Below are 22,219 nucleotides of genomic sequence, written 5' to 3'. Positions count from 1 at the left end.
TCCCCGGCCAAGGCAAGGCAAGCGAAAAAGCGGATCAGGGGGCGGGGCCTGCCAGATGGCCGGCAAAGGTCGCATGGGCGTATTCGCGGCGCAGCAGCCCCGCCTCCGCAAGCGCCGGGCAGAGGCCATCGAGGCAAAGATGCATGCAGCCGGTCGATCCGCCGGGGAACAGGATGAAGCCGTCCATCGCCCCCGCATCCTGCCATGTGCGGATGGCATCGACCGCATGGCCCACCGTGCCGATCACCTGCCAATGGGCCGATCCGGCGACCTCGGGCATCTCCAAGAGGGCGGCAAGGGTGGGTTCGTCGCGCAGGATGGCGCGGCGCAGAAGGGCGGCATGCGTGCGGGAGCGGAGCCGCTGGGGCGTCGGCGGCAGATCCGCCGCACGGATCGGGCGATCCTGCGGCCAATCCGTCAAATCGAGGCCCGTCATCTCCCGTATGTTGGCCAGCTTGCGCCCGGTATCCGCGGCGGCGTGGGTGGCGCGGTGCAGATCGCGGGCCTCGGCCTCGGTCGGGGCCAGATAGAGGCTGAGGCCCGGCATGAGGCGCACGGCATCGGCGGGGCGTCCATGGGCCAGCGCGCGGCGGCGCAGATCGCGGCGCAAATCGATCGCCGCCTCCATGTCGGGGGTGGAGGCGAAGGTCGCGTCCGCAACGCGCGCGGCGAAATCGCGCCCGGTTTCCGACGCGCCGGCCTGCACCAGCGGAATGCGGTTCAGCCCGGTGCCGAAGCTGGGCACGGACAGGGGGCCTTCGACGCTGTGGAACTGCCCCTCGAAGGCGATCGGTCGCACCATCTCGGCATCGACGAAGCGCCCGCTGTCCCGGTCCGGGGCCCATGCGTCGCGGGGGAAACTATCCCAGAGGCGGGTGACGATCTCGGTCACCTCGGCGGCGCGGGCATAGCGTTCTTCGGGGCCGGGCATGTCGCGCAGGGAGAAGTTCCGCTGCCCGTCCAGCGCGGTCACGATGTTCCACCCCGCCCGGCCCTTCGACAGCCAGTGCAGCGACATGAGCATCCGCGCCAGCACATAGGGCGGATAGAAGGTCGTGGAGATGGTGGTCAGAAGGCCGATCCGGTCCGTCGCATGGGCGATGGCCGATAGCAGCAGCGTCGGGTCCAGCCCCCCCATGCCCCCGCCGCGCCCCAGCAGGCCCATATTCACCGCCATCACATCGGGGCGGAACACGAAATCGAGCTTGGCGGCTTCGGCCCGGCGGGCGATGTCGATGTAATAGTCGAAACCCAGAAGCCCCTCCACAGCGCTGTCGGGGCGGCGCCATGCCTCCCCGCTCAGCCATGTGGGGGCCAGCGTCATGCCGATGTGAAGGGGGGCCTTGGGCATGCGCGCTCCTATCGGGATCTGAGGGTGAGGACCCAGAGCAGGTAGGCCCCGCCCAGAAGGCCGGTCATCTGGCCGATCGGCAGGGTCAGGTCCGTGGGCATCCGCTGGCTGGTCAGATCGGCCGCCAGCAAAAGCGCCGCCCCCATCAGGCCCGCCGGAAGGAAGGGGATATGCGCCGTCCCGCAAAGGCGGCGCGCGAGTTGCGGCGCGGCCAGCGCGACGAAGCTGATCGGCCCGGCGGCGGCGGTCGCGATCGCGGTCATCCCGACGGCGGCCAGCACCGCGATGGTGCGCACCCGCTCCACCCCGACACCAAGGGCGGCGGCCCCGTCATCGCCCATTCCGAACAGCGCCAGTCGGCGCGACAGGCCCAAGAGGATCGGGCTCAGCACCAGAAGACCGAGGGCCGCCGGCACCACATGCGCCCATGTCCGCGTGTTGAGCGATCCCGCCAGCCACAGCTGCGCCGCGATCGACTGATCGAGATCGCCCATCACCAGAAAGACGGTGTTCACCCCCGACAGCGTGGCCCCGACGCCGATCCCCACCAGCACGAGGCGATACCCCTCGGACCGCCCGGAGGTCCGCGCCAGCAGCAGGACCGCCAGCGCCGTCATCAGCCCCGAGATGAGCGACAGGGCGGCAATGCGCAGCGGATCGGAATCGACCAGAACGATCTGCACGATGGCCCCCGTCGCCGCCCCGGTGGTGAAGCCGATCACATCGGGCGAGCCCAGCGGATTGCGCGAGACCGTCTGAAACGCGGCCCCCGCCATGCCAAGCCCGTATCCCACGAGGATCGCCGTCAGCACGCGCGGCAGCCGCAGCCGCCAGACCACCCGCGCCGTCAGATCGTCCCCCGAGGGCGCGCCGAGCGCGGCCAGCAGATCGCCCGGCCCGATCCGCAGCGTCCCCGTCACCAAGAGCGCCAGCGACAGCGCCGCCATCAGGATCAGCAGCGCCGCGCAGACCCGGATCGTCCGGGGGTGCAGCGCCAGCGACAGCGAGCCGAGCCTCAGAACCTTGTGCGCGATCACAGCCGCACCATCCGAAACCGCCGCACGCCCAGAATGAAGAACGGCCCGCCGATGATCGTGGCGATGATCCCGGCGGCCACCTCGGCCGGGCTGGCGACGATCCGGCCAAGGATATCGGCCAGCAGCAGCAGCAGCGCCGCGATCCCGGCTGAAAAGGGCAGGATCCAGCGCATATCCGCCCCGGCCATCAGCCGCGCCAGATGCGGCGCGACCAGCCCGACGAAACCGATGGGGCCGACCGCCGCCGTCGCCCCGCCCGCCAGCAGCATCACGCAGAGGCAGGCGAGCGACCATGTCAGCAGCGGCCGCGCTCCGAGCGCATGGCCCACCTCCCGCCCGAGGGCGAGCGCGTTCAGCCCCGGCGCGATGAACGACGCAAGCGCCGCTCCCGCCAGAAGCGCGGCCCCGAGCGCCGGGATCACGCCGCCGCCGCGCCCCGCGACCGAACCTGCGCCCCATTGGCGAAAGGCCTCGTGCACCTCGGGCGGGGCGTTGATCAGCAGAATGCCCGCCAGCGCCCCGAGCATGACCGACAGGCCCGCCCCCGCCAGCACCAGCCGCACGGGATCGACCCCGGCATCGTGCCCACGCCCCAGCACGAAGACCGCAATCCCCGCCAGCCCCGCACCGAGGATGCCGAGCCAGAGATATTGCTCTATCCCGTCCAATCCGAACACCGTCACCCCGATCAGGATGGCCACCGCCGCCCCGGCATTGATCCCCAAAAGCCCCGGTTCGGCCAGCGGATTGCGCGTCACCGCCTGCATCACCGCCCCTGCGATGCCCAAGGCCGCCCCGGCCAGAATCCCCAGAACCGTGCGCGGCACCCGCAATTGGCGCAGGATGATATGCGCGTCGTTGGTCGGGTCGAAGGCGGTCAGGGCGCGCCAGATCTCGGCCGGGGGAATGGCCCGCGCGCCGACCGCCAGCCCCGCCAGCGCCGCCACCGCCACGAGGGCCGCAAGGGCGATCAGACAAAGCGCCCGGTGCCGGAACGGCCCCCTGCCGATCACGGGTGCCATCAGGCCGTCAGCGCCGTTTCCAGCGTGGCGATCATCTCCAGCGCGGAATAGTAATCCACCCGGAACGAGGACAGCCCCATGGGATAGACTTGCCCCTTCTGCACGGCGGGCAGATTGGCCAGAAGCGGATCGGCCATGAAGGCGGCCACGTCGCTGTCATCGGCGCCCAGAAGGATCACCGTGTCCTCGGCGATGGCCGCGCTCAGCGTCTCGCGCGAGATGAAGTCCATGTTCGACACGCGGGTGACCGCGCCGCGCAGCGCTTCGGGCAGGGGGGTCACGGTTAGGCCGAGGGCGCGCAGAACATCCGCCTGCGGGCTTTCGCTGCGCCCGATGGAATAGGTTCCGGCGATGTCGTAGCCAACGATGCTGACCGCCCGCCCGCTTGGGCCCAGCCGCGCCGCCGCCTGCGCCGCCCGGCGGTCGAACTCGGCGATCGCGGTGTCGGCCCCGGCCTCGTGTCCGGTGGCGCGGCCAAGGATGCGGGCAAGGGACTGCCAGCTCGTCTTCGAATAATCGAGGACGAGCGTCGGAAGCCCCTGCGCCTCGATCTCGGCGAGATAGGGCAGCAGGCTGTCCGCCCCGGTGGAGGAGCCGACCACGAGGTCGGGACCGGCGATCAGCAGCGCCTCCATGTCGAAATCGAGATTGGGATAGAGCGTTCGCACCCCGCGCGCATGGGCGATCTCGGCCCATTGGCGGAAGAAGCCGCTCTCGTCGGTCAGCCGTCCGACCGTGGTGGCCGCCGACGCCTCCAGCGGGGCGCCGATCGCCAGCAGCAGCCCCGTCAGGCTGGGAGAGGTGGAGACGATCCGCCCCGGCGCGGCCTTCAGCGTCAGAACCCCCCGGTCATGGTCGGTCTGCCGGGGCCAGTCCGCTTGATCGGCCCGTGCCGCCAGCGCGCCCATCGCGACGGGAATGGCGGAGAGGGAGGTCAGGAACTGGCGACGTTTCATCGGATGCGCTTTCGGGATCGGGTCGGAGGTCCGCGCGGCCGATATTGCAGAATGCGTTCCGCGATGCAATACAGACAAAAACAGTCAGGCAACGAAGGGGGCACCATGCCCGACATGCCCACCCTGGACAGCATGTGCCAAGGCCGACTTCGGGCCGAGGCGATCACCCTTGCCTATGACCGCCGGGAAATCGCGCGCGAGCTGTCGGTGACCATTCCCGACGGCTCGTTCACGGTGATCGTGGGGCCGAATGCCTGCGGGAAATCGACGCTGCTCCGCGCGCTGGCGCGGTTGATGCCGCCCAGCGCGGGGCGGGTCGTTCTGGATGGGCGCGACATGCGCCGCCATGCGCCCCGGCAGGTGGCCCGGACGCTGGGCCTTCTGCCGCAGACGCTGACGGCGCCGGATGGGATCACGGTGGCCGAACTGGTGGCGCGGGGCCGGTTTCCGCACCAGTCCTTCCTGCGCCAATGGTCGCCCGAGGATGCCGCCGCCGTCACCGCCGCCCTGACCGCGACGCGGATGACCGAGCATGTCCACCGCCCGGTTTCGGAACTGTCGGGCGGTCAGCGGCAGAGGTTGTGGATCGCCATGGCGCTGGCGCAGGACACGCCGATCCTGCTGCTGGACGAGCCGACGACCTATCTCGACATCGCCTATCAGATGGAACTCTTGGAGCTTCTTCAGGATCTGCGGGATGCCGGGCGGACGATCGTTGCGGTGCTGCACGATCTGAATCAGGCCAGCCGTTTCGCCACCCATATGATCGCCATGCGGGACGGGCGCGTGATCGCCGAAGGGGCGCCCGAAGCGATCGTCACCGAGGCGATGGTGGCCGATGTCTTCGGGCTGTCCGCCCGGATCATGGAGGACCCGGAAACCGGGCTGCCGATGATCGTGCCGCGCCCGTCGCCGCGCCGGGCATCAGGGAGCGGGCCGCGCGCCTGATCCGCCGGTTTCGAGGTTGATCGCCTCGGCGGCGCGGCGCAGCGCGGTCATCTGCTCGGCCCCCGGCTGCCGCCCAAGATCGGCGACCGAGGTCACGACGCAGGCCAACTCCCCCTGCGCGTCGAAGATCGGCGCGGCCTGCCCGGTGACGTTCGACAGAAGGTGACTGGTCAGTTCCGCCCAGCGGTCCCGGCGCACCTTGTCCAGAAGATCGGCCCTGGGCACCGCGCCGCGAAAATGCTCCGGCTGGTTCCGCCGCGCCCCGGCCACCGCATCGGGCGGCAGGAACGCTTGGCAGACCAGACCGCAGGCGGTGTTGTCGATCGGCAGGATCGCCCCCAGCCCGACCGCCGAAATCGCGAAATAGGCGCTGTTGTGCCAGCGCACGATGGTCGGGCCGCGCTCGGTCCAGATCGCGATCCCGGCGCTGATGGCATGGGTCAGGGCAAGGTCCTTCACATGCCGGCCCGCGATCTCCACCGGATCGACGCGGCGCAGGGCCGCCACCCCGATCGACAGGGAAAGCGTGCCGAGATCGTAATGCCCGCTGACGGGGTCCTGCTGCGCCAGCCCCTCCTTCACCAGCGATTGCAGATAGCGATGCGCCGTGGAGCGGCCGGTGCCGACGCGGTTTGCAACCTCGCCCAAGGGCAGGGCCCGTTCGGCGGCGGACAGAACGCGCAGGAACGCCGCCGCAATGGAGACCGATTGCACCGTGCCGTCGCGCGCGCGGGGCGCGGCCTGTGCATCCTCGGGCAGGGGCATCGGGGGCGGGGCGGGGTGCGAATTGCCTTGCATCGTATCAACGGCCTCGGGGGGTGGGGTCATCTGCGCCGCGATTCATGGCGATTGGGCCACGGGTTACGGATTTACGGACGCCGTTGCAACTCGCGCGTTGACATGCGGAATGCGTAATGCAATGCGGAACACGAAAACGCGAGCCATTTCCCCCAGCCAGCGGCGACACGACAGAACCTCCGAGGGAACATGGCACGATTCCATCCACGCTTCACCCGCAGCACCAGCTTCATCGCGCTGGCCGCGTCCCTTGCGGCGCAGGCCGCCTTCGCTCAGGACCCGGCGGAAGGCATCCTTCTGGATGCGATCACCGTGACGGGCGAGAAGGTCGAGCGTAGCCTTGACGAAACCGCAAGCTCGGTCGTCGTCTTCTCCGGCCGCGATCTGCAGCAGGGCGGGCGCAACGACGTGACCGAGGCCGTTTCGGTCATCCCGAACGTGCTGAACATCGGCAGCGGCATGTCCCCGACCATCCGGGGGCAGGACACGCAGGGGCCGAACACCTCGGCCTATGCCTTCTTCGGGGGCACGGTGCCGCGCACCTCGATCAACGTCGACGGCTCCACGCAGGATTACTTCAGCCTGAACTACGGCAGCGCCTCCACATGGGACGTGGACACGATCGAGGTCTATCGCGGCCCGCAGACCACCTCGCAGGGGGCCAATTCCATCGCCGGCGCGATCATCGTCAACACCAAGGATCCGACCTTCACCCCCGAAGGTGCGGCGCAGGTGGAGGTCGGATCGGACAATCGCCGTCGCGCCTCGCTCGCCTATTCGGCGCCGATCTCGGCCGATCTGGCGGCGCGCATCTCCGTCGATACGTCCTCGCGCGATTCCTATGTGGATTACACCGGGTCGGCCTTCAGCGACGACGAAACGGACTTGAACTACGAATCCAAGACGGTGCGCGGCAAACTGCTGTGGAAGCCGACGGAGCTTCCGGGCTTCGAGGCGATGCTGACCTATGCGCACAGCTCCTCGAACCGTCCGCAGATCGAGGAGGTGTTCACCCCCTACGACGATCTGGAAAACACCGCCGACAGCTATCCCAGCTGGGACATCGACAGCAACAGCGCCATCCTGGATGCGAGCTACGAGTTCCTGAACGGCATGAAGTTGACGAACCAGCTGACCTACACCCACGCCGAGAGCGACCGGGAGATGGAGACCTTCTACAACGGCACCGCCAATATCGACCGGCGGACATGGACCAACGAAACCCGGCTGACCTTCGGCGATGCCGATGCGGTCTGGAGCGGGTTCGGCGGCATCTATCTGTCCCGGACGGAATCGGACGAGACGCTCTATCTCGTCGGCGATTACAGCTATGACGACACCAAGACGAGCTTCGGGGCCTTCGCCGAGACGACCTACCGCTTCACCGACCGGCTGTCGCTGACGGGGGGGCTGCGGTTCCAGAAGGATCACACCGAGCGTGACGGCGCCTATCTGACCTATGATGTCGATTACGACGACACCTTCACCGAAGTGCTGCCGAAACTGGTCCTGACCTATGAGATGTCGCCGCAGGTGACCGTGGGCGGCATGGTTTCCAAGGGCTACAACCCCGGCGGTGTCGGGCTTGGCTTCAACACTGGGCAGTATTTCGAATACGAGGAAGAGACGGTCTGGAACTACGAGCTGTTCACCCGCGCGCGGCTGCTGGACGACCGGCTGGCGCTGACGGCGAACCTCTTCTACGACCGCTACACGAATGCGCAGCGTTCCGTCTCCTTCACCGTCGATGACGAAACGGACTATGCCACGGTCAATGCCGACAAGGCGATTTCCTACGGGCTGGAACTGGGCGCCGAATACCGCCCGGTGGACAGTCTGCGCCTGAAGGCGGGTCTCGGCCTTCTGCACACCGAGATCACGGACTTCTCGGATTCGACGGCCGATCTGGAGGGCAGCGAGTTCGCCCGCGCCCCGAGCTACACCCTCAGCCTCGGGGCCAGCTGGCAGGCGACGCGCCGCCTGACCCTGTCGGGGGACATGCGCTACGTCGACGGCTATTATTCGGACGACGAGAACTACGACGAGTACGAGGTGGACGGCTATACCATCGTGAATGTCGGCGCGAGCTACATGCTGGCCGAGAATGTGCGCCTCTATGGGGCGGTGAACAACCTGACCAACGAAGACGCGGCGACGTGGATCCATTCCTACCGCGGCTATGTGAACGGGGCCGTCACCTCCACCTCTGCCGCGACGGTGGTGGATCCGCGCAGCGTCAGCCTCGGACTCGCCGTCAGCTTCTGAGGCGGTCCGCCCGAACGATCGAAAGGCGCCGGTTTTTCCGGCGCCTTTTTTGTCAGTGCCGCTGCCTTCGCACCGCCCCTTGGCGCGATCATTCCGAACGCGACTGACCTTAACCCGACTTGGCATTGGACCGGCGCGCCCGGTTGCGTGACCCTTGGGTCAGAGCAACAGGGGACGATCATGCAGAACAGCGACCCGATATGGGATCATGTGGAAACGCACCGGGCGGATCTGATCGAACTGAGCGATCGGGTCTGGGGCATGCCGGAACTTCTCTATGGCGAATACCGCTCTTGCGCGGAGCATGTCGCGGTACTGCGCGACAAAGGCTTTGCCGTGCATGAAGAGGTGGCTGGCATCCCCACCGCCGTCATGGGCGAGGCGGGCGAGGGCGGCCCGGTCATCGCGATCCTTGGGGAATATGACGCGCTGCCGGGATTGAGCCAAGTTGCCGGCATTGCCGAACCGCAACCCGCCGATGCGGGTGGCGCGGGCCATGGCTGCGGGCACAATCTTCTGGGATCGGCCGCGCTTCTGGCGGCCTGCGCGCTGAAGGACTGGCTGGCCGAAACCGGCACCCCCGGGCGCGTGCGCTATTACGGATGCCCGGCCGAAGAGGGCGGCGCGGCCAAGGCCTTTATGGTGCGCGACGGTGCCTTCGACGATGTGGATGCCGCAATCACATGGCACCCCGCCACCATGACCAAGGTCGACGAGGCGCAGTCCCTTGCCAATACCCGCATGGATTTCACCTTCACCGGCCGCGCCAGCCATGCCGCCGCCGCGCCGCATTTGGGCCGTTCGGCATTGGACGCAGCCGAACTGATGTCGGTCGGCGTGAACTATCTGCGCGAGCATGTGCCGCAGGAAAGCCGCATCCATTATGCCTACCTTGACGCGGGCGGCACGGCGCCGAACGTGGTGCAGGGCCGGGCCAAGGTGCGCTATGCCATCCGCTCCACCAGCCTGCCGGGGATGCTGGCGTTGAATGAACGGGTGAAGAAGATCGCCCATGGCGCCGCCATGATGACCGAAACGCAGGTCGATATCTCCATCATGTCGGCGGTGTCGAACATGCTTGGAAACACCCCGCTGGAAGAGGCGATGCAGACGGCGATGGACGATCTCGGCGGTGTCGATTTCGATGATGCCGACCGCGCCTATGCCGCCAAAATTCAAGGCACCCTGACGGCCGAGGACATCGCCGCCACCTACCGCGCCAACGGCATGGATGTGCGCGCCGACGAGCCGCTATGCGATTACGTCGTCCCGCGCGAGATGCGGGGTCCGAAGATGATGGGCTCCACCGATGTGGCGGATGTGTCGTGGAAGGTGCCGACCGTACAGGCCCGCGTCTCCACCGTGGCGATCGGAACGCCGGGGCACAGCTGGCAGATCACCGCGCAGGGCAAATCGCCCGCTGCGCACAAGGGCATGACCTATGCCGCCAAGGTGATGGGTGTGGTGGGCCGGATGTTGTTGACCGACGAAGTGCTTCTGGCGCGCGCCAAGAAGGACCATGCCGAGCGGCTGGCGCGCGAACCCTATGTCTGCCCGATCCCCGAAGACGTGCGCCCGCCGCTGGTCCCGCGCCCCGAAGCCGCTGAATGATTGCGGGCCGGATCAACCGGCCCCCGTTCCAACCGACAGGGAATACACCATGACACTTCGCACCCGCCTTCTGGCCGGCGTGGCTTGCCTTGCCGCAGCGCCCGCCGCCCTTTCCCTCGCCCATGCCGCCACGCCCGACAACGCGCTGGTGATGGCATGGAACATCGACGCCATCTCCACCTTCGATCCGGCCCAGATCGGCGAGGTGGTCACCTCCGAGATCATCTCCAACATCTGCGACAGCCTTGTGGATTTCGCTCCCGAGGAGGAATCCAAGGTCATCCCCTCGCTTGCGACCGATTGGGAGGTCAGTGAGGATGGCAAGACGATCACCTTCCATCTGAATCCGGATGCGACGTTCCCCTCGGGGCGGCCCGCAACCGCCGAGGATACGGTCTGGTCCATGAAGCGCGCCCTGCGGCTAGGCTTCGGCAACGCTGCCGCCCTGACCGATTACGGCTTCACCACCGAGAATATGGACGAGCGGATCACCGCCCCCGATGCCCATACGGTCGTGCTGAAATTCGATCTCGTCTATCCGTCGAACCTGCTGTTGCAGGCGATCGGCGCCTACCGGATCACCACCACCCTCGACCGGGAGGAGGTGATGGCCCATGAGGAGGACGGCGATCTCGGCAATGGCTGGCTGAATGCGCACACCGCCTGCGTCGGGCCCTACAGCCTTGTGCAATGGAATCAGGGCGAAGGCGTGGTCCTACAGGCCAATGAGGGGTATTATGGCACAGCGCCGAAGATCCCGCGCATCCTGATCCGTCATGTTGCCGAAACCGGCACGCAGCGTCTGCTGGTCGAACAGGGCGATGTCGATGTGGCGCGCGATCTGACGCCGGACGATCTGTCCGCGCTGGAAGAGACGGACGGCGTGAACGTGGTCTCTACGTTGAAGCCGCAGCTGATCTTCACCGTCATGAACCTTGCCCGCCCGCCCTTCGACAACGAGAAGGTGCGCCTCGCGATGAAGTACCTGATCGATTATCAGGGCCTTGGCGATACGGTGATGCAGTACTTGGGCAAACCGTGGAACAGCTTTGCGCAATCGGGCGCATGGGGCGCGTTGCAGGGCGAAGAGGGCACGCCCTTCGAGCTCGACCTCGAAAAGGCCAAGGAGCTGATCACCGAGGCAGGCTATCCCGATGGGTTCGAAGCGACGCTTCTGATTGGCTCGCTGCCATGGTCCTCGCCGCTGGGGCAGCATCTGCAGCAGAATGCCTCGAAGATCGGCATCACGCTGCATATCGAACAAATGGCCAATGCGCAGTTGTTCGCGCGGGCGCGGGGGCGTGATTTCGACAGCATCATCATGGCGTGGCAGACCGGCATCCCGGATGCGCATGGCAACGCCTCGCGCTTGGTTCAGAACCCCGACAATTCCGACGAAGCGCAGCTGACCCAGTACCCTGCTTGGCGCGCGAGCTATCAGGATCTCGACTATAACGACCGCGTCGCCGCTGCCGTGGCCGAAACCGACGAAGACACCCGCCGCGAGATGTACCGCACCCTGCAACAGGACTGGATGCAGACCGGTGAGATGGCGGTCATGTTCCAGAGCTACAACGTGGCCGCGATCCGCGACACGGTGCAGAACTGGACGTGGAACGGCTTCCGCACCTACTACACCGAGGCGTCGAAGTGACCGCGGCGCCGGTACCCGCACGGCGCCGCCGGCCGGTCCGGGGGGTGCCGGCCCGCGCGCTCGCGCTGATGTCGCGGACGGGATCCGTCCTCGTGACGCTGCTTGGGCTTGCGGCGTTGACCTTCATGATCGGGCGGCTTCTGCCGCTCGATCCCGTGCTCGCCGTTCTGGGCGACAATGCCACCCCCGAGGCCTATCAGCGGATGTATGTCCAGCTGGGCCTCGACCAGCCGCTGATCGTGCAGTTCGGCCATTACTTGTTGGATCTTGCGCGGCTGGATTTCGGCAATTCGCTTCTGTCCGGACGGCCGGTGGCCGAAGAGATCGCCCGCGTCTTTCCCGCCACGCTAGAACTTGCGACCGTGGCGATGATCCTTGGCACTGGGATCGGTGTGCCGCTGGGTGTCGTGGCGGCGGTGAACCGCAACGGCTGGATCGACCATCTGGCGCGCATCCTGTCGCTGGTCGGATATTCGGCGCCGAACTTCTGGCTGGGGCTGATGGGCCTCGTGCTCTTTTACGCCACGCTCGGCTGGGTCGGCGGGCCGGGGCGGGTCGATTTCATCTACGAATTCGATCTGCAGCCCGTGACCGGTTTTTATCTGATCGACGCGGCGCTGTCGGGCAATCTGGCGCTGCTGGGCAATGTCTTCGGGCACATCATCCTTCCGGCCTCGATCCTTGCGCTGTCGGCGCTGGCCTATGTCAGCCGCATGACCCGGTCCTTCATGATCGAGCAGTTGGAGCAGGAATATGTCGTGACCGCCCGCGCCAAGGGCCTTGGCCTGTGGCGCATCGTCTGGCTGCACGTCTTTCGCAACATCGCCGTGCAGGTGATCACCGTGGTGGCGCTGTCCTATGCCTTTCTGCTGGAAGGCGCGGTGCTGACCGAGACGGTCTTCGCGTGGCCCGGTTTCGGCCGCTACATGACGAACGCTCTTCTGTCGGGCGACATGAACTCGGTCGTCGGCTGTACGCTGCTGATCGGCGTGATCTTCGTCGCGCTGAACCTCGTCTGCGATCTTCTCTATCGCATTCTCGATCCCCGCACGCGCTGAGAGGTGAGACCATGACCGCAATTCCCTACACCGCACCCCGCACGCCCGCTGAGGCGCGGATGCATCAGCTGCGCATCACGGTGCTGAAGATGCGCCGCAACGGATCGGCGCTGGCGGGCCTTGTGCTGCTGGTGATCATCTTCACCGCTGCGATCTGCGCGCCGCTGCTGTCCACCCATGACATCTATGCCCAAGATCTGACGAACCGCCTTGCGCGCCCTTCGGCCGCACATTGGCTGGGCACGGACGAACTGGGGCGCGACATCTATTCCCGCCTTCTGCATGGCGGGCGCATCACCCTGTACATCGCCTGCCTGACGGCGGCGATCTCGGCCCCGATCGGGCTGGTGGTGGGGATGCTGTCGGGCTGGTTCGGCGGCTGGGTGGATATGGTGCTGATGCGCCTGACCGAAATCTTTCTGGCCTTCCCGTCGCTGATCCTTGCGCTGGCCTTCGTCGCGGCCCTTGGCCCGTCGATCGAGAATGCCATCATCGCCATCTCGCTTGCGACATGGCCGCCCATCGCGCGCCTTGCCCGCGCCGAAACGATGATGGTCCGCCGATCGGATTACATCGCGGCGGTGCGGCTGCAGGGGGCGGGGGCATGGCGGATCATGGTCGGGCATATCGCGCCGATGTGCGTGCCCTCGGTCATCGCGCGGGTGACGCTCAACATGGCCTCGATCATTCTCTCGGCGGCGGGGCTCGGATTTCTGGGGCTCGGGGCACAGCCGCCCAGTCCGGAATGGGGGGCGATGCTGTCTTCGGCCCGGCAATTCATCCTGTCGAACGGCCATGTGGCGGCGGCGCCGGGCGTCGCTATCCTGATCACCTCCATCGCATTCAACCTCGTGGGCGACGGCCTGCGCGACGTATTGGACCCGCGCCATGACTGATCCCGTCCTGACGGTCGAGAACCTGAACATCCACTTCCATGGTACGGCCCGCACCACTCATGCCGTGCGCGGCGTCAGCTTTGCCTTGGGGCATGAAAAGTTGGGCATCGTGGGCGAAAGCGGGTCGGGCAAAAGCCAGACGGGCCGGGCCATCATGCGTCTGTCGCCGCCCTCGGCGCGGATCACGGCCGATGCGCTGCGCTTTGGGCAGACCGACCTGCTGGCGGCTTCGGAGCGGCAGATGCGCACCCTGCGCGGATCCGAAATCGCGATGATCCTGCAGGACCCGAAATTCAGCCTGAACCCCCTGATGACGGTCGGCCGCCAGATCGCCGAGGCCTACCGCACCCATCACCGCGTCAGCCGCGCCGAGGCAAAGGAGCGGGCGCTCCAGATGTTGGACAGCGTGCAGATCCGCGACCCGGCGCGTGTCTATGATATCCTGCCCCATCAGGTCTCGGGCGGGATGGGGCAGCGCATCATGATCGCCATGATGCTGATCCCCGAGCCGAAGCTGATCATCGCCGACGAGCCGACATCGGCGCTGGATGTGACCGTCCGGCGGCAGGTGCTGGCTGTGCTGGACGAGCTGGTGGACCGCACCGGTGCGAGCCTGATCTTCATCAGCCACGATCTGAACCTCGTGGCCGATTTCTGTGATCGGGTGCTGGTGATGTATGCTGGCCGCATCATGGAGGATCTTCCGGCCCGCGATCTGGGCCGCGCCCGCCACCCCTACACCCGCGCGCTTCTGGACAGTCTGCCCCGGCTGGATCAGCCGCGCGCCGAACTGCCGGTGATCCGGCGCGACGAGGCGTGGCGCATGGGAGCATCGACATGAAGGACACGGTATTGGAGGCGGTCGGCCTGACCATCAGCTTCAACGACGGCGCGGTGACGGCCGTCCGCGGCGCAGAGTTCCGCATCGAGCGGGGCGAATCCTACGGGTTGATCGGCGAATCCGGTTGCGGCAAGTCCACGATCTTGCGCGCGGCGGCGGGCCTCAACCCCGTCTATGACGGCGCGATCCTGCTAGAGGGGCGCGAATTGCCCGCGCGCCGTCGGCGCGAGCATTTCCGCGCCATGCAGATGGTGTTTCAGGATCCCTACGGATCGCTTCATCCGCGCAAGATGGTGCAGGCGGTGCTGTCCGAACCCGTCCGCCTGATGGGCCTTGGCGAGGAACAGCGCCGCATCGACGAGGTGCTGCGCAATGTCGGCCTCGGCCCCGAATTCCGCTTTCGCTATCCGCACGAGCTGTCGGGCGGTCAGCGCCAGCGCGTTGCCATCGCCCGTGCCCTGATCGTGGAGCCGAAGCTGCTGCTGCTGGACGAACCGACCTCGGCGCTGGATGTGAGCGTGCAGGCCGAGATCCTGAACCTGCTGTCGCGCCTGCGCCGCGAACTGGGGCTGACCTATCTGATGGTCAGCCACGACATCGCCGTCATTGCCCATATGTGCGACCGCGTGGCGATCATGCGCCATGGCCGCATCCTCGAGGAAATCTCGGCACCTGATATCCGCGCTGGCCGCGTGCACGAAGATTATACGCGCGATTTCCTTGCGGCCTCCGCCCCTGCCATCACCGTCTGAAGGAAGAATACATGACTGTTCTGGAACAGATCGCCGCCCGCGTGACGGGCGGGTGCCCCATCACGCCCGCCGACCGGCGCGCCGCGATCGAGGCGATCATTGACACGCTCGGCTGCATCGTCGCGGGGCGGGAGGATATCGCTCTGCGCGGCACCGTGGCGGCGCGGCCCCCGATGGGCGGGCCCTGCGATACGGTTGCGGGCCGGGCCGGGCCGTCCGATGCGGCGCTAGTGAACGGCGTCGCGGCCCATGCGCTCGATTTCGACGACAATTTCACCCCAGGGATGAGCCATGCTTCGGCGGTGATGGTGCCGGCGCTGCTTGCGGTGGGGCAGGCGGTGGGTGCGACGGGGCGGCAGCTTGTCGATGCCTATCTCGCCGGGCTGGAGGCGCAGGCTTTGGTGGCCCAAGGTGTGCGCCCGCATCATTACACCGCCGGTTGGCACGGCACCGCCACCGTGGCGCCGATCGGATCTGCGGCCGGGGCGGCCATCCTTGTCGGGGCGGATGTGGTGCAGGCAATGTCGCTGGCCACTTCCACGGCCTGCGGGATGAAGGGGCAGTTCGGCACCTCGGCCAAGCCGTTCCACGCGGGCATCGCCGCGCGCAACGCGGCTGATGCGGCGTTGTTCGCAAAGGCGGGGCTTCGGGGCCGCGCCGACATCCTTGAACGCGCGCAGGGTTTTGGCGATCTGTTCGGCGCAGGTCATCCTGCGCGCTGGGACATCGGGGACGGTCCGCATGTGATCGGCACCGATGGGTTGGCCCCCAAGCTGCATCCCTGCTGCGGCTCCACCCATAACGCGATCGACATGCTGCACGATCTGCGGCAGGCGCATGGCTTCGCCCCCGCGGATGTCACGCAGGTGGAGGTGGCGGTCGCGCTCGCGAATTACCGCAACCTCGCCTTCCCCGATCCGCAGAACGAGATGGAGGCGCGGTTCTCCATGCCGTATTGTCTGGCCCGTGCACTGTGTCAGGATGTGCTGTCACTGGCCGATTTCACCCCGGCCGCCGTGCAGGCGCCGCATATCCGCGCGTTGATGCCCCGGATCAGCATGATCCTTCTGCCCGACGAAGAGCAGCCCGCCGCCCTGAAAGCCGCGCATCGCATGACGGTCCGGCTGACGGATGGGCAGGTGCTGAATGCAAGCCGCAGCCATGCGCGCGGCACCCTTCCCGATCCGCTGACAGAGGCACAGCGGCGCGCGAAATTCGCCGACTGCACCGGGCACCCGGAGGCTTATGACACCTTGATACGGCTGGACGACCTGCCGGATCTGTCCGCCCTCGGGGATCTCTTGGCGGTACGGGCGCTGCAGGCGGCCTGAGGGTCAGTTCGCCTGCCGCAGCGGAGTGACCTTTGCGGCATCCTCGGCCAACAGGGTCTGGGCGGCCTGCCACACCCGGTCGATCACCGGGCGCCGGGTGCGGCGCTGGCGGAACAGCCGGATATCCAGCGCCAGCACCCATTCCGGCCCGCCCGCCTGCACCAGCGCCCCTGACCGCAGGTCGGGCGCGGCCAACGTCTCGGGAATCCATGCAAGGCCGCAGCCGACCTTGGCCAGCGATTGCAGCCCCACGCTCATGGCGTTGGTGGCGGCGACGTTCAGCGCCATCGGCCGCTCGTTCAGCAGCGGTGCCAGCGCCCGGGCAAAGAAGGACGAGGTGCCATAGCTGAGGAAGTTGATGATCCCCGCCCCATCCAGCCGATGCATCGGTTGCCCGTCGGCATCGGGGGCTGAGACGGGCAGCAGCCGGTCATGGCCCAGCAAACAGGATTCGTAGGCGTCATCGCAGAGCCCGTCCGAAACCGCCGGATGGACATAGGTCAGCAAAAGGTCCGATTCGCCGTTGCGGAATTGGCGCAGCGTCTGGGCATAGGCCGCGAAAGAGCCGTTGCTCTCCATCGCGAGGGGGCCGGTCGCGGCCTCGATCCGGCGGCGCCACGGCGGCAGGACAGCCACGCGCAGCGTGTGCAGCGCCGCAAGCCGGATGCAATTGCGCCCCGGCGTCGCATGGGCGCGGATGCCCGCGCGCATCCCCTGAAAGGTCGCCACCAGTTCGCGGGCTTGCGCCACCATGGCCGCGCCTTCGGGCGTCAGTTCGATCGGGTGGGAGGAACGGTCGACCAGCGTTGCCCCCACCCAATATTCCAGCGCGCGAATACGCTTGGACAGCGCCGATTGTGTGACGTTGCGTGCCTCGGCCGCGCGCGAGAAGTTGCGCGTGTCGTTCAGGCACAGAAAATCCTCGAGAAGTTTCAGTTCCATGACATGCCCCCCAGCACCGGTTCCGATGCCGCAAGCAGGCCGTGTGCACGGCCCCGCGTCAATCGCGGGGCGGGGCGGATCGGGGCGCGTGGCGGGCTTTGGCCAATCGCTGTGCGGTGATGACCGCCTGTTGGGCAGCCCGCGCATCGGCGCAGGCGCGCATCACAGGAACTGGGCCAGCCAGTCGGCGATGCGGCCAAAGACGGTCAGGCGGTTCTGAAGGCGGACGAATCCATGGCCCTCATGCTCAATCCGCAGCATCTCCACGGGATGGCCGCGCCCGCGCAGCCGGGCAAAGACCTGCTCGCCCTGTTCGATCGGAACGCGCGGATCGTCCGTAGCGTGGATGACCAGAAGCGGCGCCGCCAGACGGTCCAGATGCCGGACGGGCGACACCTCGGCCAGAAAGGCCGCATCGCGCACCGGATCGCCGTATTCCGCCGCACGCAGCGCCGCGCGCCATGGGCCGGTCGTTTCCAGAAGTGTGGTGAAGTTCGCAACACCGTAGATGTCGATCCCCGTGCGCCACAGATCGGGCGCGGCCGTCATCGCCGCCAGCACCATGAACCCGCCATAGGATTGGCCCATCACCCCGATCCGGGCGGCATCCACATCCGCACGCGCAGCGAAGGCGCGGGCCAGCGCGATCAGATCGCCGACGCTGTCCATCCGCTTTTCCACATCGTCCGCCTCGTGCCACGGGCGGCCATACCCTGTGGAGCCGCGGACATTCGGTGCGACCACCATGATCCCATGCGAGGTGTAGTGGTGGATCTCGGCGCGGAAGGTGGGACGCCATTGCGCCTCCGGCCCGCCATGCACGATGAAAAGGACGGGCCAGCCCTTCGCAGGCCGCTCCCCCTGCGGGGGATAGACGAAATGGGGCACATCGGCCCCGTCCATGCCCGGCAGGCGCGCAACCAAAGGCAGCGGCCGCCCCGCCAGCCGCATCCCGGCCTTCGGCGCCTGTGACAGGTTGCACCAATCGCCCGTATCAGGATCGTGGCGCCACAGATCGGCGGGATCGTTCGCCCCCTCCAGCGTCATCAAAAGGTGCCCGTCCGCCAGCACCTTCAGCGACTGGACGACGCCGTGAAGGGGCAGGGGAATGTCCTCTTGTCCGCCATCCCCGGCCAAGGGCGCGATGAACAGCCGCGAGGCACCTTCCTCGTTCACCGCCACCACGGCCCGCTTGCCGTCTGGATGCGGGGCCCAGAGGTCGATGTCGCACCCCTCTACTGCGATCAGCGGCGTGATCCGGTCCGTAGCAAAATCGAGCCATTGCAGCGCATGGAATTCCCGGTCGCGGTCGCAGATCAGATAGACGCCGCGGCCATCCTTCGCCATCCGGGCCGAGAGATAGCGCGTTCGCCCGGTTTCGGGTGCCAGCGTCCGGGTGGTGCCAGCGGCGATGTTCAGCAGGGCAAGGGTCTGCCGGGTGCTGCCATTGATCGAATCGCGCAGGAGCAGCCCGGTCCTGTCCGGGGTCCAGGCCAGCGCCTCCTGAAAGCCGCGCCCTTCGAGCAAGGTGCGGACTTGCCCCGTCGCGACGGTCATCTCATGGATATCCATGCAGCGCGGATCGCGTGCGTTCGCGGCATAGGCGATCTTCGTGCCGCAGGGCGACCATGCACCCCACAGATGCACCACACCCGGCGCTGCCGTCAGCGGCCGGGCCGGGCCAGAGGCATCGGACAGAAGGTAGAACTGGTGACGTTCGTCGCCGCCGCAATCTGTGGTCAGCAGTAGATCCCGCCCGACGGGGGAAAAGGCGATCTGCACCACCCGCTCGGGCAGGTCCGTCACCCGCCACGCCGCCCCGCCCGCCGCCGTCCGCATCCAGACCTGCGGAAAGCCCGAGGTATTCTCAAGGCTGGCGATCAGGGTTCCATCGGCCGATACCGCTTCGGCGCGGGCCTCGCGCATATGGATCAGATCGGCCATCGCCAGCCCGGTATCGCCGATAGTCTGAAAGATGCGTGTCATGGTGTCGTGCCCCCCGCTTGCCTGTTCGCCGCAGGGTCGGGCCCCCGGCAGGCAAGGGCAAGACCCTCTTCGGAACTGCCAAGTCCGTTTCGGAATGGCGGGGGGGCTTGCCCACGGGCGTGGATGGGTTAACATCTCAAGAGTCGTTGAGGAGTGAGTCCCATGCCCGAAGATCCCGAGATCGAGGACGAGGCCCTTGCCGCCTTTGCCGCGCTGTCCGACCGGACGCGCCTGCGCATCCTGCGCCATCTTGTGCAGGCCGGCCCCGAGGGGCTGGCGGCGGGTGCCGTCGGGCGCGCGGTGGATGCCACCTCGTCCCGGACGGCGTTTCACCTGAAGCAGCTGGAACATGCCGGGCTGGTCCGCTCGCGCCGGGACGGGCGGTTCGCCATCTATACGGCGGCCTATCCGGCGCTGGCCGCGCTCGTCGGCTTTCTCATGCGCGACTGCTGTCAGGGCCGCCCCGAGATCTGCACCCCGGCGATCGACGCGCTGGCCTGCTGCGTTCCCGACCCGAAGGTGTGATCATGGATGTCGTCATCTACCACAACCCGGCCTGCGGCACCTCGCGCAACGTGCTTGCGATGATCCGCAATGCCGGGGTCGAACCGCATGTGATCGAATATCTGAAGACACCGCCCAGCCGCGCGCTTCTGGTGCAACTGATCGCGCGCATGGGCATCGCCCCCCGCGCCCTGCTGCGCGAAAAGGGAACCCCCTATGCCGAGCTTGGCCTCGGCGATGCGGGGCTGACGGACGATGCGCTGATCGATGCGATGATGACCCATCCGATCCTGATCAACCGTCCGATCGTCGTCGGCCCGAAGGGCGTGCGCCTTTGCCGTCCCTCCCAGGCCGTTCTGGATCTTCTGCCCCCGCAGCGGGGCGCCTTCACCAAGGAGGATGGCGAGCGCGTCGTGGACGATGCCGGCGCACCCATCCGTTCCACCTGACCCGCGAGGCCCCAAGATGACATCTGCCCCGGCACGCCGGCTTTCCTTCCTCGATCGCTATCTCACCGTCTGGATCTTCGCCGCCATGGCGCTGGGCGTCGCGCTGGGCGCGGGCGTTCCCGGCCTTTCGGGCGCGCTGGAGGGGATGTCGGCTGGTTCGACCAACATTCCCATCGCCATCGGCCTGATCCTGATGATGTACCCGCCCTTGGCCAAGGTCCGCTACGAAGAGCTTCCGCAGGTCTTTGCCGACCGGCGCGTCCTGCTGCTGTCGCTGCTGCAGAACTGGATCATCGGGCCGGTGCTGATGTTCGTGCTGGCGGTGATCTTTCTGCGCGATCAGCCCGAATACATGACCGGGCTGATCCTGATCGGGCTGGCGCGCTGCATCGCGATGGTGCTGGTCTGGAACCAGTTGGCGCGCGGCGACAATCAGTATGTCGCGGGGCTGGTGGCGTTCAACTCCATCTTCCAGATCCTCTTCTTCTCCACCTATGCGTGGTTCTTCCTGACGGTGCTGCCGCCCCTCTTCGGGCTGGAGGGCAGCGTGGTCGATGTCGGTTTCGCAACCGTGACCGAGGCGGTGCTGATCTATCTCGGTCTGCCGTTCCTTGCCGGGTGGCTGACGCGGCGGGTGCTGATCGCGCGGCGGGGGGCGGAGTGGTATCAGGACGTGTTCCTGCCCCGCATCAGCCCGATCACGCTGGTGGCGCTGCTGTTCACGATCGTCGCGATGTTCAGCCTGAAGGGCGGCGACGTGCTGCGCCTGCCGATGGACGCGCTGCGCATCGCGGTGCCGCTGGTGCTCTATTTCGCGATCCAGTTCATGGTCAGCTTTGCGCTGGGGCGGCTGATCGCGCGGGATTATCCGCGCACCACCGCCATCGCCTTCACGGCGGCGGGCAACAACTTCGAACTGGCCATCGCGGTGGCGATCGCGGCCTTCGGCCTCGGCTCTCCGGTGGCGTTCGCGGCCGTCATCGGCCCGCTGGTGGAGGTGCCGGTGCTGATCCTTCTGGTGCGGGTGGCGCTTCGGCTTGGGCCGCGTTGGTTCGAAAAGGGGGTGCCGGCATGATGGACGATCTTCCGAACCTCGTCCCGGATCTGCTGCCGCGCCCCGTGATCGACGGGCATCCCCCGCGGATCCTGCTGCTTTATGGCTCGCTTCGCACGCGGTCCTACAGCCGGTTCGCCACGGAGGAGGCGGCCCGCCTGCTGCGTCATATGGGCTGCGAGACGCGGGTGTTCCACGCCGACGGGCTGCCGCTGCCCGACGATGCCGATGTCGATCACCCCAAGGTGCAGGAACTGCGCGATCTGTGCCTGTGGTCCGAAGGGCAGGTCTGGACCAGCCCCGAACGCCACGGCGCGATGACCGGGGTGATGAAATCGCAGATCGACTGGATCCCCCTGTCGATGGGTGCGATCCGCCCGACGCAGGGGAGGACGCTGGCCCTGATGCAGGTGGAAGGCGGATCGCAAAGCTTCAACGCCGTGAACCAGATGCGCATCCTCGGGCGCTGGATGCGGATGGTGACGATCCCGAACCAATCCTCGGTCGCGCGCGCCTATGACGAGTTCGACGAGGAGGGGCGCATGAAACCCTCCAGCTATTACGACCGCATCGTGGACGTGATGGAGGAGCTGGTCCGCTTCACCCTGATGACGCGCGGGCGCGCCGATCTGACCGACCGCTACAGCGAGCGGAAGGAAGAGGCGGCCAAGGTGCAGGACCGGCTGAACCTGAACCGCGCGACCTGAGCTTGATCGCGCCCCCGTCTTCGATCAGCGTGCATCCCGGATGCTGGATCGAAGGGG

The 22,219-nt window shown here is 67.1% G+C and carries 20 protein-coding genes; 13 read left to right on the top strand and 7 right to left on the bottom strand.

Going from position 1 to position 22,219, the window contains the following annotated elements; translation table 11 throughout:
- Positions 1-34: 34 nt before the first annotated feature.
- From GR316_RS07685 to fepB, 4 genes are read right to left on the bottom strand one after another with little or no spacing between them, the layout of a single operon-like run.
- Positions 35-1,351 (bottom strand): NtaA/DmoA family FMN-dependent monooxygenase, encoded by a 1,317-nt coding sequence (locus tag GR316_RS07685; protein ID WP_211783372.1) that lies wholly within the window; start codon positions 1,349-1,351, stop codon positions 35-37.
- Between the two features lie 8 nt (positions 1,352-1,359).
- Positions 1,360-2,388: a FecCD family ABC transporter permease gene (locus tag GR316_RS07680; protein WP_249218732.1), complete on the bottom strand. Its 1,029-nt coding sequence runs from the start codon at positions 2,386-2,388 to the stop codon at positions 1,360-1,362.
- Positions 2,385-3,410 (bottom strand): FecCD family ABC transporter permease, encoded by a 1,026-nt coding sequence (locus GR316_RS07675; RefSeq protein ID WP_211783371.1) that lies wholly within the window; start codon positions 3,408-3,410, stop codon positions 2,385-2,387. Before GR316_RS07675 ends, GR316_RS07680 begins: the two co-directional genes overlap by 4 nt.
- The gene (gene fepB / locus GR316_RS07670) at positions 3,410-4,366 is read right to left on the bottom strand and encodes a Fe2+-enterobactin ABC transporter substrate-binding protein (protein ID WP_249218731.1); all 957 of its coding nucleotides are present in this window, start codon (positions 4,364-4,366) and stop codon (positions 3,410-3,412) included. The genes GR316_RS07675 and fepB overlap by 1 nt, the downstream gene beginning before the upstream one ends.
- 105 nt (positions 4,367-4,471) lie before the next feature.
- Between fepB and GR316_RS07665 the strand changes: the two genes are divergently transcribed.
- Complete coding sequence (locus GR316_RS07665; protein ID WP_249218730.1) at positions 4,472-5,314, top strand: ABC transporter ATP-binding protein; 843 nt, start codon at positions 4,472-4,474, stop codon at positions 5,312-5,314.
- Here GR316_RS07665 and GR316_RS07660 read toward each other — a convergent pair.
- Positions 5,291-6,142 carry an IclR family transcriptional regulator gene (locus tag GR316_RS07660; protein WP_249218729.1) on the bottom strand — a complete coding sequence of 284 codons (852 nt, stop codon included), beginning with the start codon at positions 6,140-6,142 and terminating at the stop codon, positions 5,291-5,293. The two genes, GR316_RS07665 and GR316_RS07660, sit on opposite strands and share 24 nt — an antisense overlap.
- A gap of 159 nt (positions 6,143-6,301) precedes the next feature.
- Between GR316_RS07660 and GR316_RS07655 the strand changes: the two genes are divergently transcribed.
- The 8 genes from GR316_RS07655 (at position 6,302) to GR316_RS07620 (ending at position 16,520) form a co-directional block, all read left to right on the top strand.
- On the top strand, positions 6,302-8,377 hold the full coding sequence (locus GR316_RS07655; protein ID WP_211783370.1) for a TonB-dependent receptor: 2,076 nt from the start codon (positions 6,302-6,304) through the stop codon (positions 8,375-8,377).
- A 180-nt stretch (positions 8,378-8,557) separates the two neighbouring features.
- A complete protein-coding gene (locus tag GR316_RS07650) occupies positions 8,558-9,988 on the top strand; it encodes an amidohydrolase (RefSeq protein WP_211783369.1) in 1,431 nt (476 codons plus the stop codon).
- Between the two features lie 49 nt (positions 9,989-10,037).
- Positions 10,038-11,642, top strand: coding sequence for an ABC transporter substrate-binding protein (locus tag GR316_RS07645; RefSeq protein WP_211783368.1), 1,605 nt, complete (start codon positions 10,038-10,040; stop codon positions 11,640-11,642).
- A gap of 68 nt (positions 11,643-11,710) precedes the next feature.
- A complete protein-coding gene (locus GR316_RS07640) occupies positions 11,711-12,700 on the top strand; it encodes an ABC transporter permease (RefSeq protein WP_211785147.1) in 990 nt (329 codons plus the stop codon).
- A gap of 11 nt (positions 12,701-12,711) precedes the next feature.
- Complete coding sequence (locus GR316_RS07635; protein ID WP_211783367.1) at positions 12,712-13,596, top strand: ABC transporter permease; 885 nt, start codon at positions 12,712-12,714, stop codon at positions 13,594-13,596.
- On the top strand, positions 13,589-14,437 hold the full coding sequence (locus GR316_RS07630) for an ABC transporter ATP-binding protein (protein ID WP_211783366.1): 849 nt from the start codon (positions 13,589-13,591) through the stop codon (positions 14,435-14,437). Before GR316_RS07635 ends, GR316_RS07630 begins: the two co-directional genes overlap by 8 nt.
- A complete protein-coding gene (locus GR316_RS07625) occupies positions 14,434-15,189 on the top strand; it encodes an ABC transporter ATP-binding protein (protein ID WP_211783365.1) in 756 nt (251 codons plus the stop codon). Before GR316_RS07630 ends, GR316_RS07625 begins: the two co-directional genes overlap by 4 nt.
- 11 nt (positions 15,190-15,200) lie before the next feature.
- Positions 15,201-16,520 carry an MmgE/PrpD family protein gene (locus GR316_RS07620; RefSeq protein ID WP_211783364.1) on the top strand — a complete coding sequence of 440 codons (1,320 nt, stop codon included), beginning with the start codon at positions 15,201-15,203 and terminating at the stop codon, positions 16,518-16,520.
- Between the two features lie 3 nt (positions 16,521-16,523).
- Here GR316_RS07620 and GR316_RS07615 read toward each other — a convergent pair whose 3' ends face one another.
- On the bottom strand, positions 16,524-17,462 hold the full coding sequence (locus GR316_RS07615) for a LysR family transcriptional regulator (protein ID WP_211783363.1): 939 nt from the start codon (positions 17,460-17,462) through the stop codon (positions 16,524-16,526).
- A 162-nt stretch (positions 17,463-17,624) separates the two neighbouring features.
- A complete protein-coding gene (locus GR316_RS07610) occupies positions 17,625-19,448 on the bottom strand; it encodes a S9 family peptidase (RefSeq protein WP_211783362.1) in 1,824 nt (607 codons plus the stop codon).
- Positions 19,449-19,610: 162 nt separating this feature from the next.
- Between GR316_RS07610 and GR316_RS07605 the strand changes: the two genes are divergently transcribed.
- The 4 genes from GR316_RS07605 to arsH are packed head-to-tail and all read left to right on the top strand — an operon-like array spanning position 19,611 to position 22,162.
- Positions 19,611-19,973, top strand: a complete 363-nt coding sequence (locus GR316_RS07605) for an ArsR/SmtB family transcription factor (RefSeq protein ID WP_390625157.1) — start codon at positions 19,611-19,613, stop codon at positions 19,971-19,973.
- A gap of 2 nt (positions 19,974-19,975) precedes the next feature.
- On the top strand, positions 19,976-20,401 hold the full coding sequence (arsC, locus tag GR316_RS07600; RefSeq protein ID WP_211783361.1) for an arsenate reductase (glutaredoxin): 426 nt from the start codon (positions 19,976-19,978) through the stop codon (positions 20,399-20,401).
- 16 nt (positions 20,402-20,417) lie between these two features.
- On the top strand, positions 20,418-21,476 hold the full coding sequence (gene arsB / locus GR316_RS07595; protein WP_211783360.1) for an ACR3 family arsenite efflux transporter: 1,059 nt from the start codon (positions 20,418-20,420) through the stop codon (positions 21,474-21,476).
- Entirely contained in the window at positions 21,476-22,162 is a 687-nt protein-coding gene (arsH, locus tag GR316_RS07590) for an arsenical resistance protein ArsH (protein ID WP_249218840.1), read from the top strand. Before arsB ends, arsH begins: the two co-directional genes overlap by 1 nt.
- The last annotated feature ends 57 nt before the right edge of the window (positions 22,163-22,219 follow it).

Source organism: Falsirhodobacter algicola, assembly GCF_018279165.1.
GTDB classification, from domain to species: Bacteria; Pseudomonadota; Alphaproteobacteria; order Rhodobacterales; family Rhodobacteraceae; genus Falsirhodobacter; species Falsirhodobacter algicola.
Note: the sequence above shows the minus strand (reverse complement) of the source record. Positions and strands in the feature narration are given on the sequence as shown.

What these genes read in the sequence shown, in the direction of transcription:
- GR316_RS07685 (WP_211783372.1), bottom strand. Translation starts at nt 1,351, where the DNA reads ATGCCCAAGGCCCCCCTTCACATCGGCATGACGCTGGCCCCCACATGG.
- GR316_RS07675 (WP_211783371.1), bottom strand. Translation starts at nt 3,410, where the DNA reads ATGGCACCCGTGATCGGCAGGGGGCCGTTCCGGCACCGGGCGCTTTGT.
- fepB (WP_249218731.1), bottom strand. Translation starts at nt 4,366, where the DNA reads ATGAAACGTCGCCAGTTCCTGACCTCCCTCTCCGCCATTCCCGTCGCG.
- GR316_RS07665 (WP_249218730.1), top strand. Translation starts at nt 4,472, where the DNA reads ATGCCCGACATGCCCACCCTGGACAGCATGTGCCAAGGCCGACTTCGG.
- GR316_RS07660 (WP_249218729.1), bottom strand. Translation starts at nt 6,142, where the DNA reads ATGACCCCACCCCCCGAGGCCGTTGATACGATGCAAGGCAATTCGCAC.
- GR316_RS07655 (WP_211783370.1), top strand. Translation starts at nt 6,302, where the DNA reads ATGGCACGATTCCATCCACGCTTCACCCGCAGCACCAGCTTCATCGCG.
- GR316_RS07650 (WP_211783369.1), top strand. Translation starts at nt 8,558, where the DNA reads ATGCAGAACAGCGACCCGATATGGGATCATGTGGAAACGCACCGGGCG.
- GR316_RS07645 (WP_211783368.1), top strand. Translation starts at nt 10,038, where the DNA reads ATGACACTTCGCACCCGCCTTCTGGCCGGCGTGGCTTGCCTTGCCGCA.
- GR316_RS07640 (WP_211785147.1), top strand. Translation starts at nt 11,711, where the DNA reads ATGTCGCGGACGGGATCCGTCCTCGTGACGCTGCTTGGGCTTGCGGCG.
- GR316_RS07635 (WP_211783367.1), top strand. Translation starts at nt 12,712, where the DNA reads ATGACCGCAATTCCCTACACCGCACCCCGCACGCCCGCTGAGGCGCGG.
- GR316_RS07630 (WP_211783366.1), top strand. Translation starts at nt 13,589, where the DNA reads ATGACTGATCCCGTCCTGACGGTCGAGAACCTGAACATCCACTTCCAT.
- GR316_RS07625 (WP_211783365.1), top strand. Translation starts at nt 14,434, where the DNA reads ATGAAGGACACGGTATTGGAGGCGGTCGGCCTGACCATCAGCTTCAAC.
- GR316_RS07620 (WP_211783364.1), top strand. Translation starts at nt 15,201, where the DNA reads ATGACTGTTCTGGAACAGATCGCCGCCCGCGTGACGGGCGGGTGCCCC.
- GR316_RS07615 (WP_211783363.1), bottom strand. Translation starts at nt 17,462, where the DNA reads ATGGAACTGAAACTTCTCGAGGATTTTCTGTGCCTGAACGACACGCGC.
- GR316_RS07610 (WP_211783362.1), bottom strand. Translation starts at nt 19,448, where the DNA reads ATGACACGCATCTTTCAGACTATCGGCGATACCGGGCTGGCGATGGCC.
- GR316_RS07605 (WP_390625157.1), top strand. Translation starts at nt 19,611, where the DNA reads ATGCCCGAAGATCCCGAGATCGAGGACGAGGCCCTTGCCGCCTTTGCC.
- arsC (WP_211783361.1), top strand. Translation starts at nt 19,976, where the DNA reads ATGGATGTCGTCATCTACCACAACCCGGCCTGCGGCACCTCGCGCAAC.
- arsB (WP_211783360.1), top strand. Translation starts at nt 20,418, where the DNA reads ATGACATCTGCCCCGGCACGCCGGCTTTCCTTCCTCGATCGCTATCTC.
- arsH (WP_249218840.1), top strand. Translation starts at nt 21,476, where the DNA reads ATGGACGATCTTCCGAACCTCGTCCCGGATCTGCTGCCGCGCCCCGTG.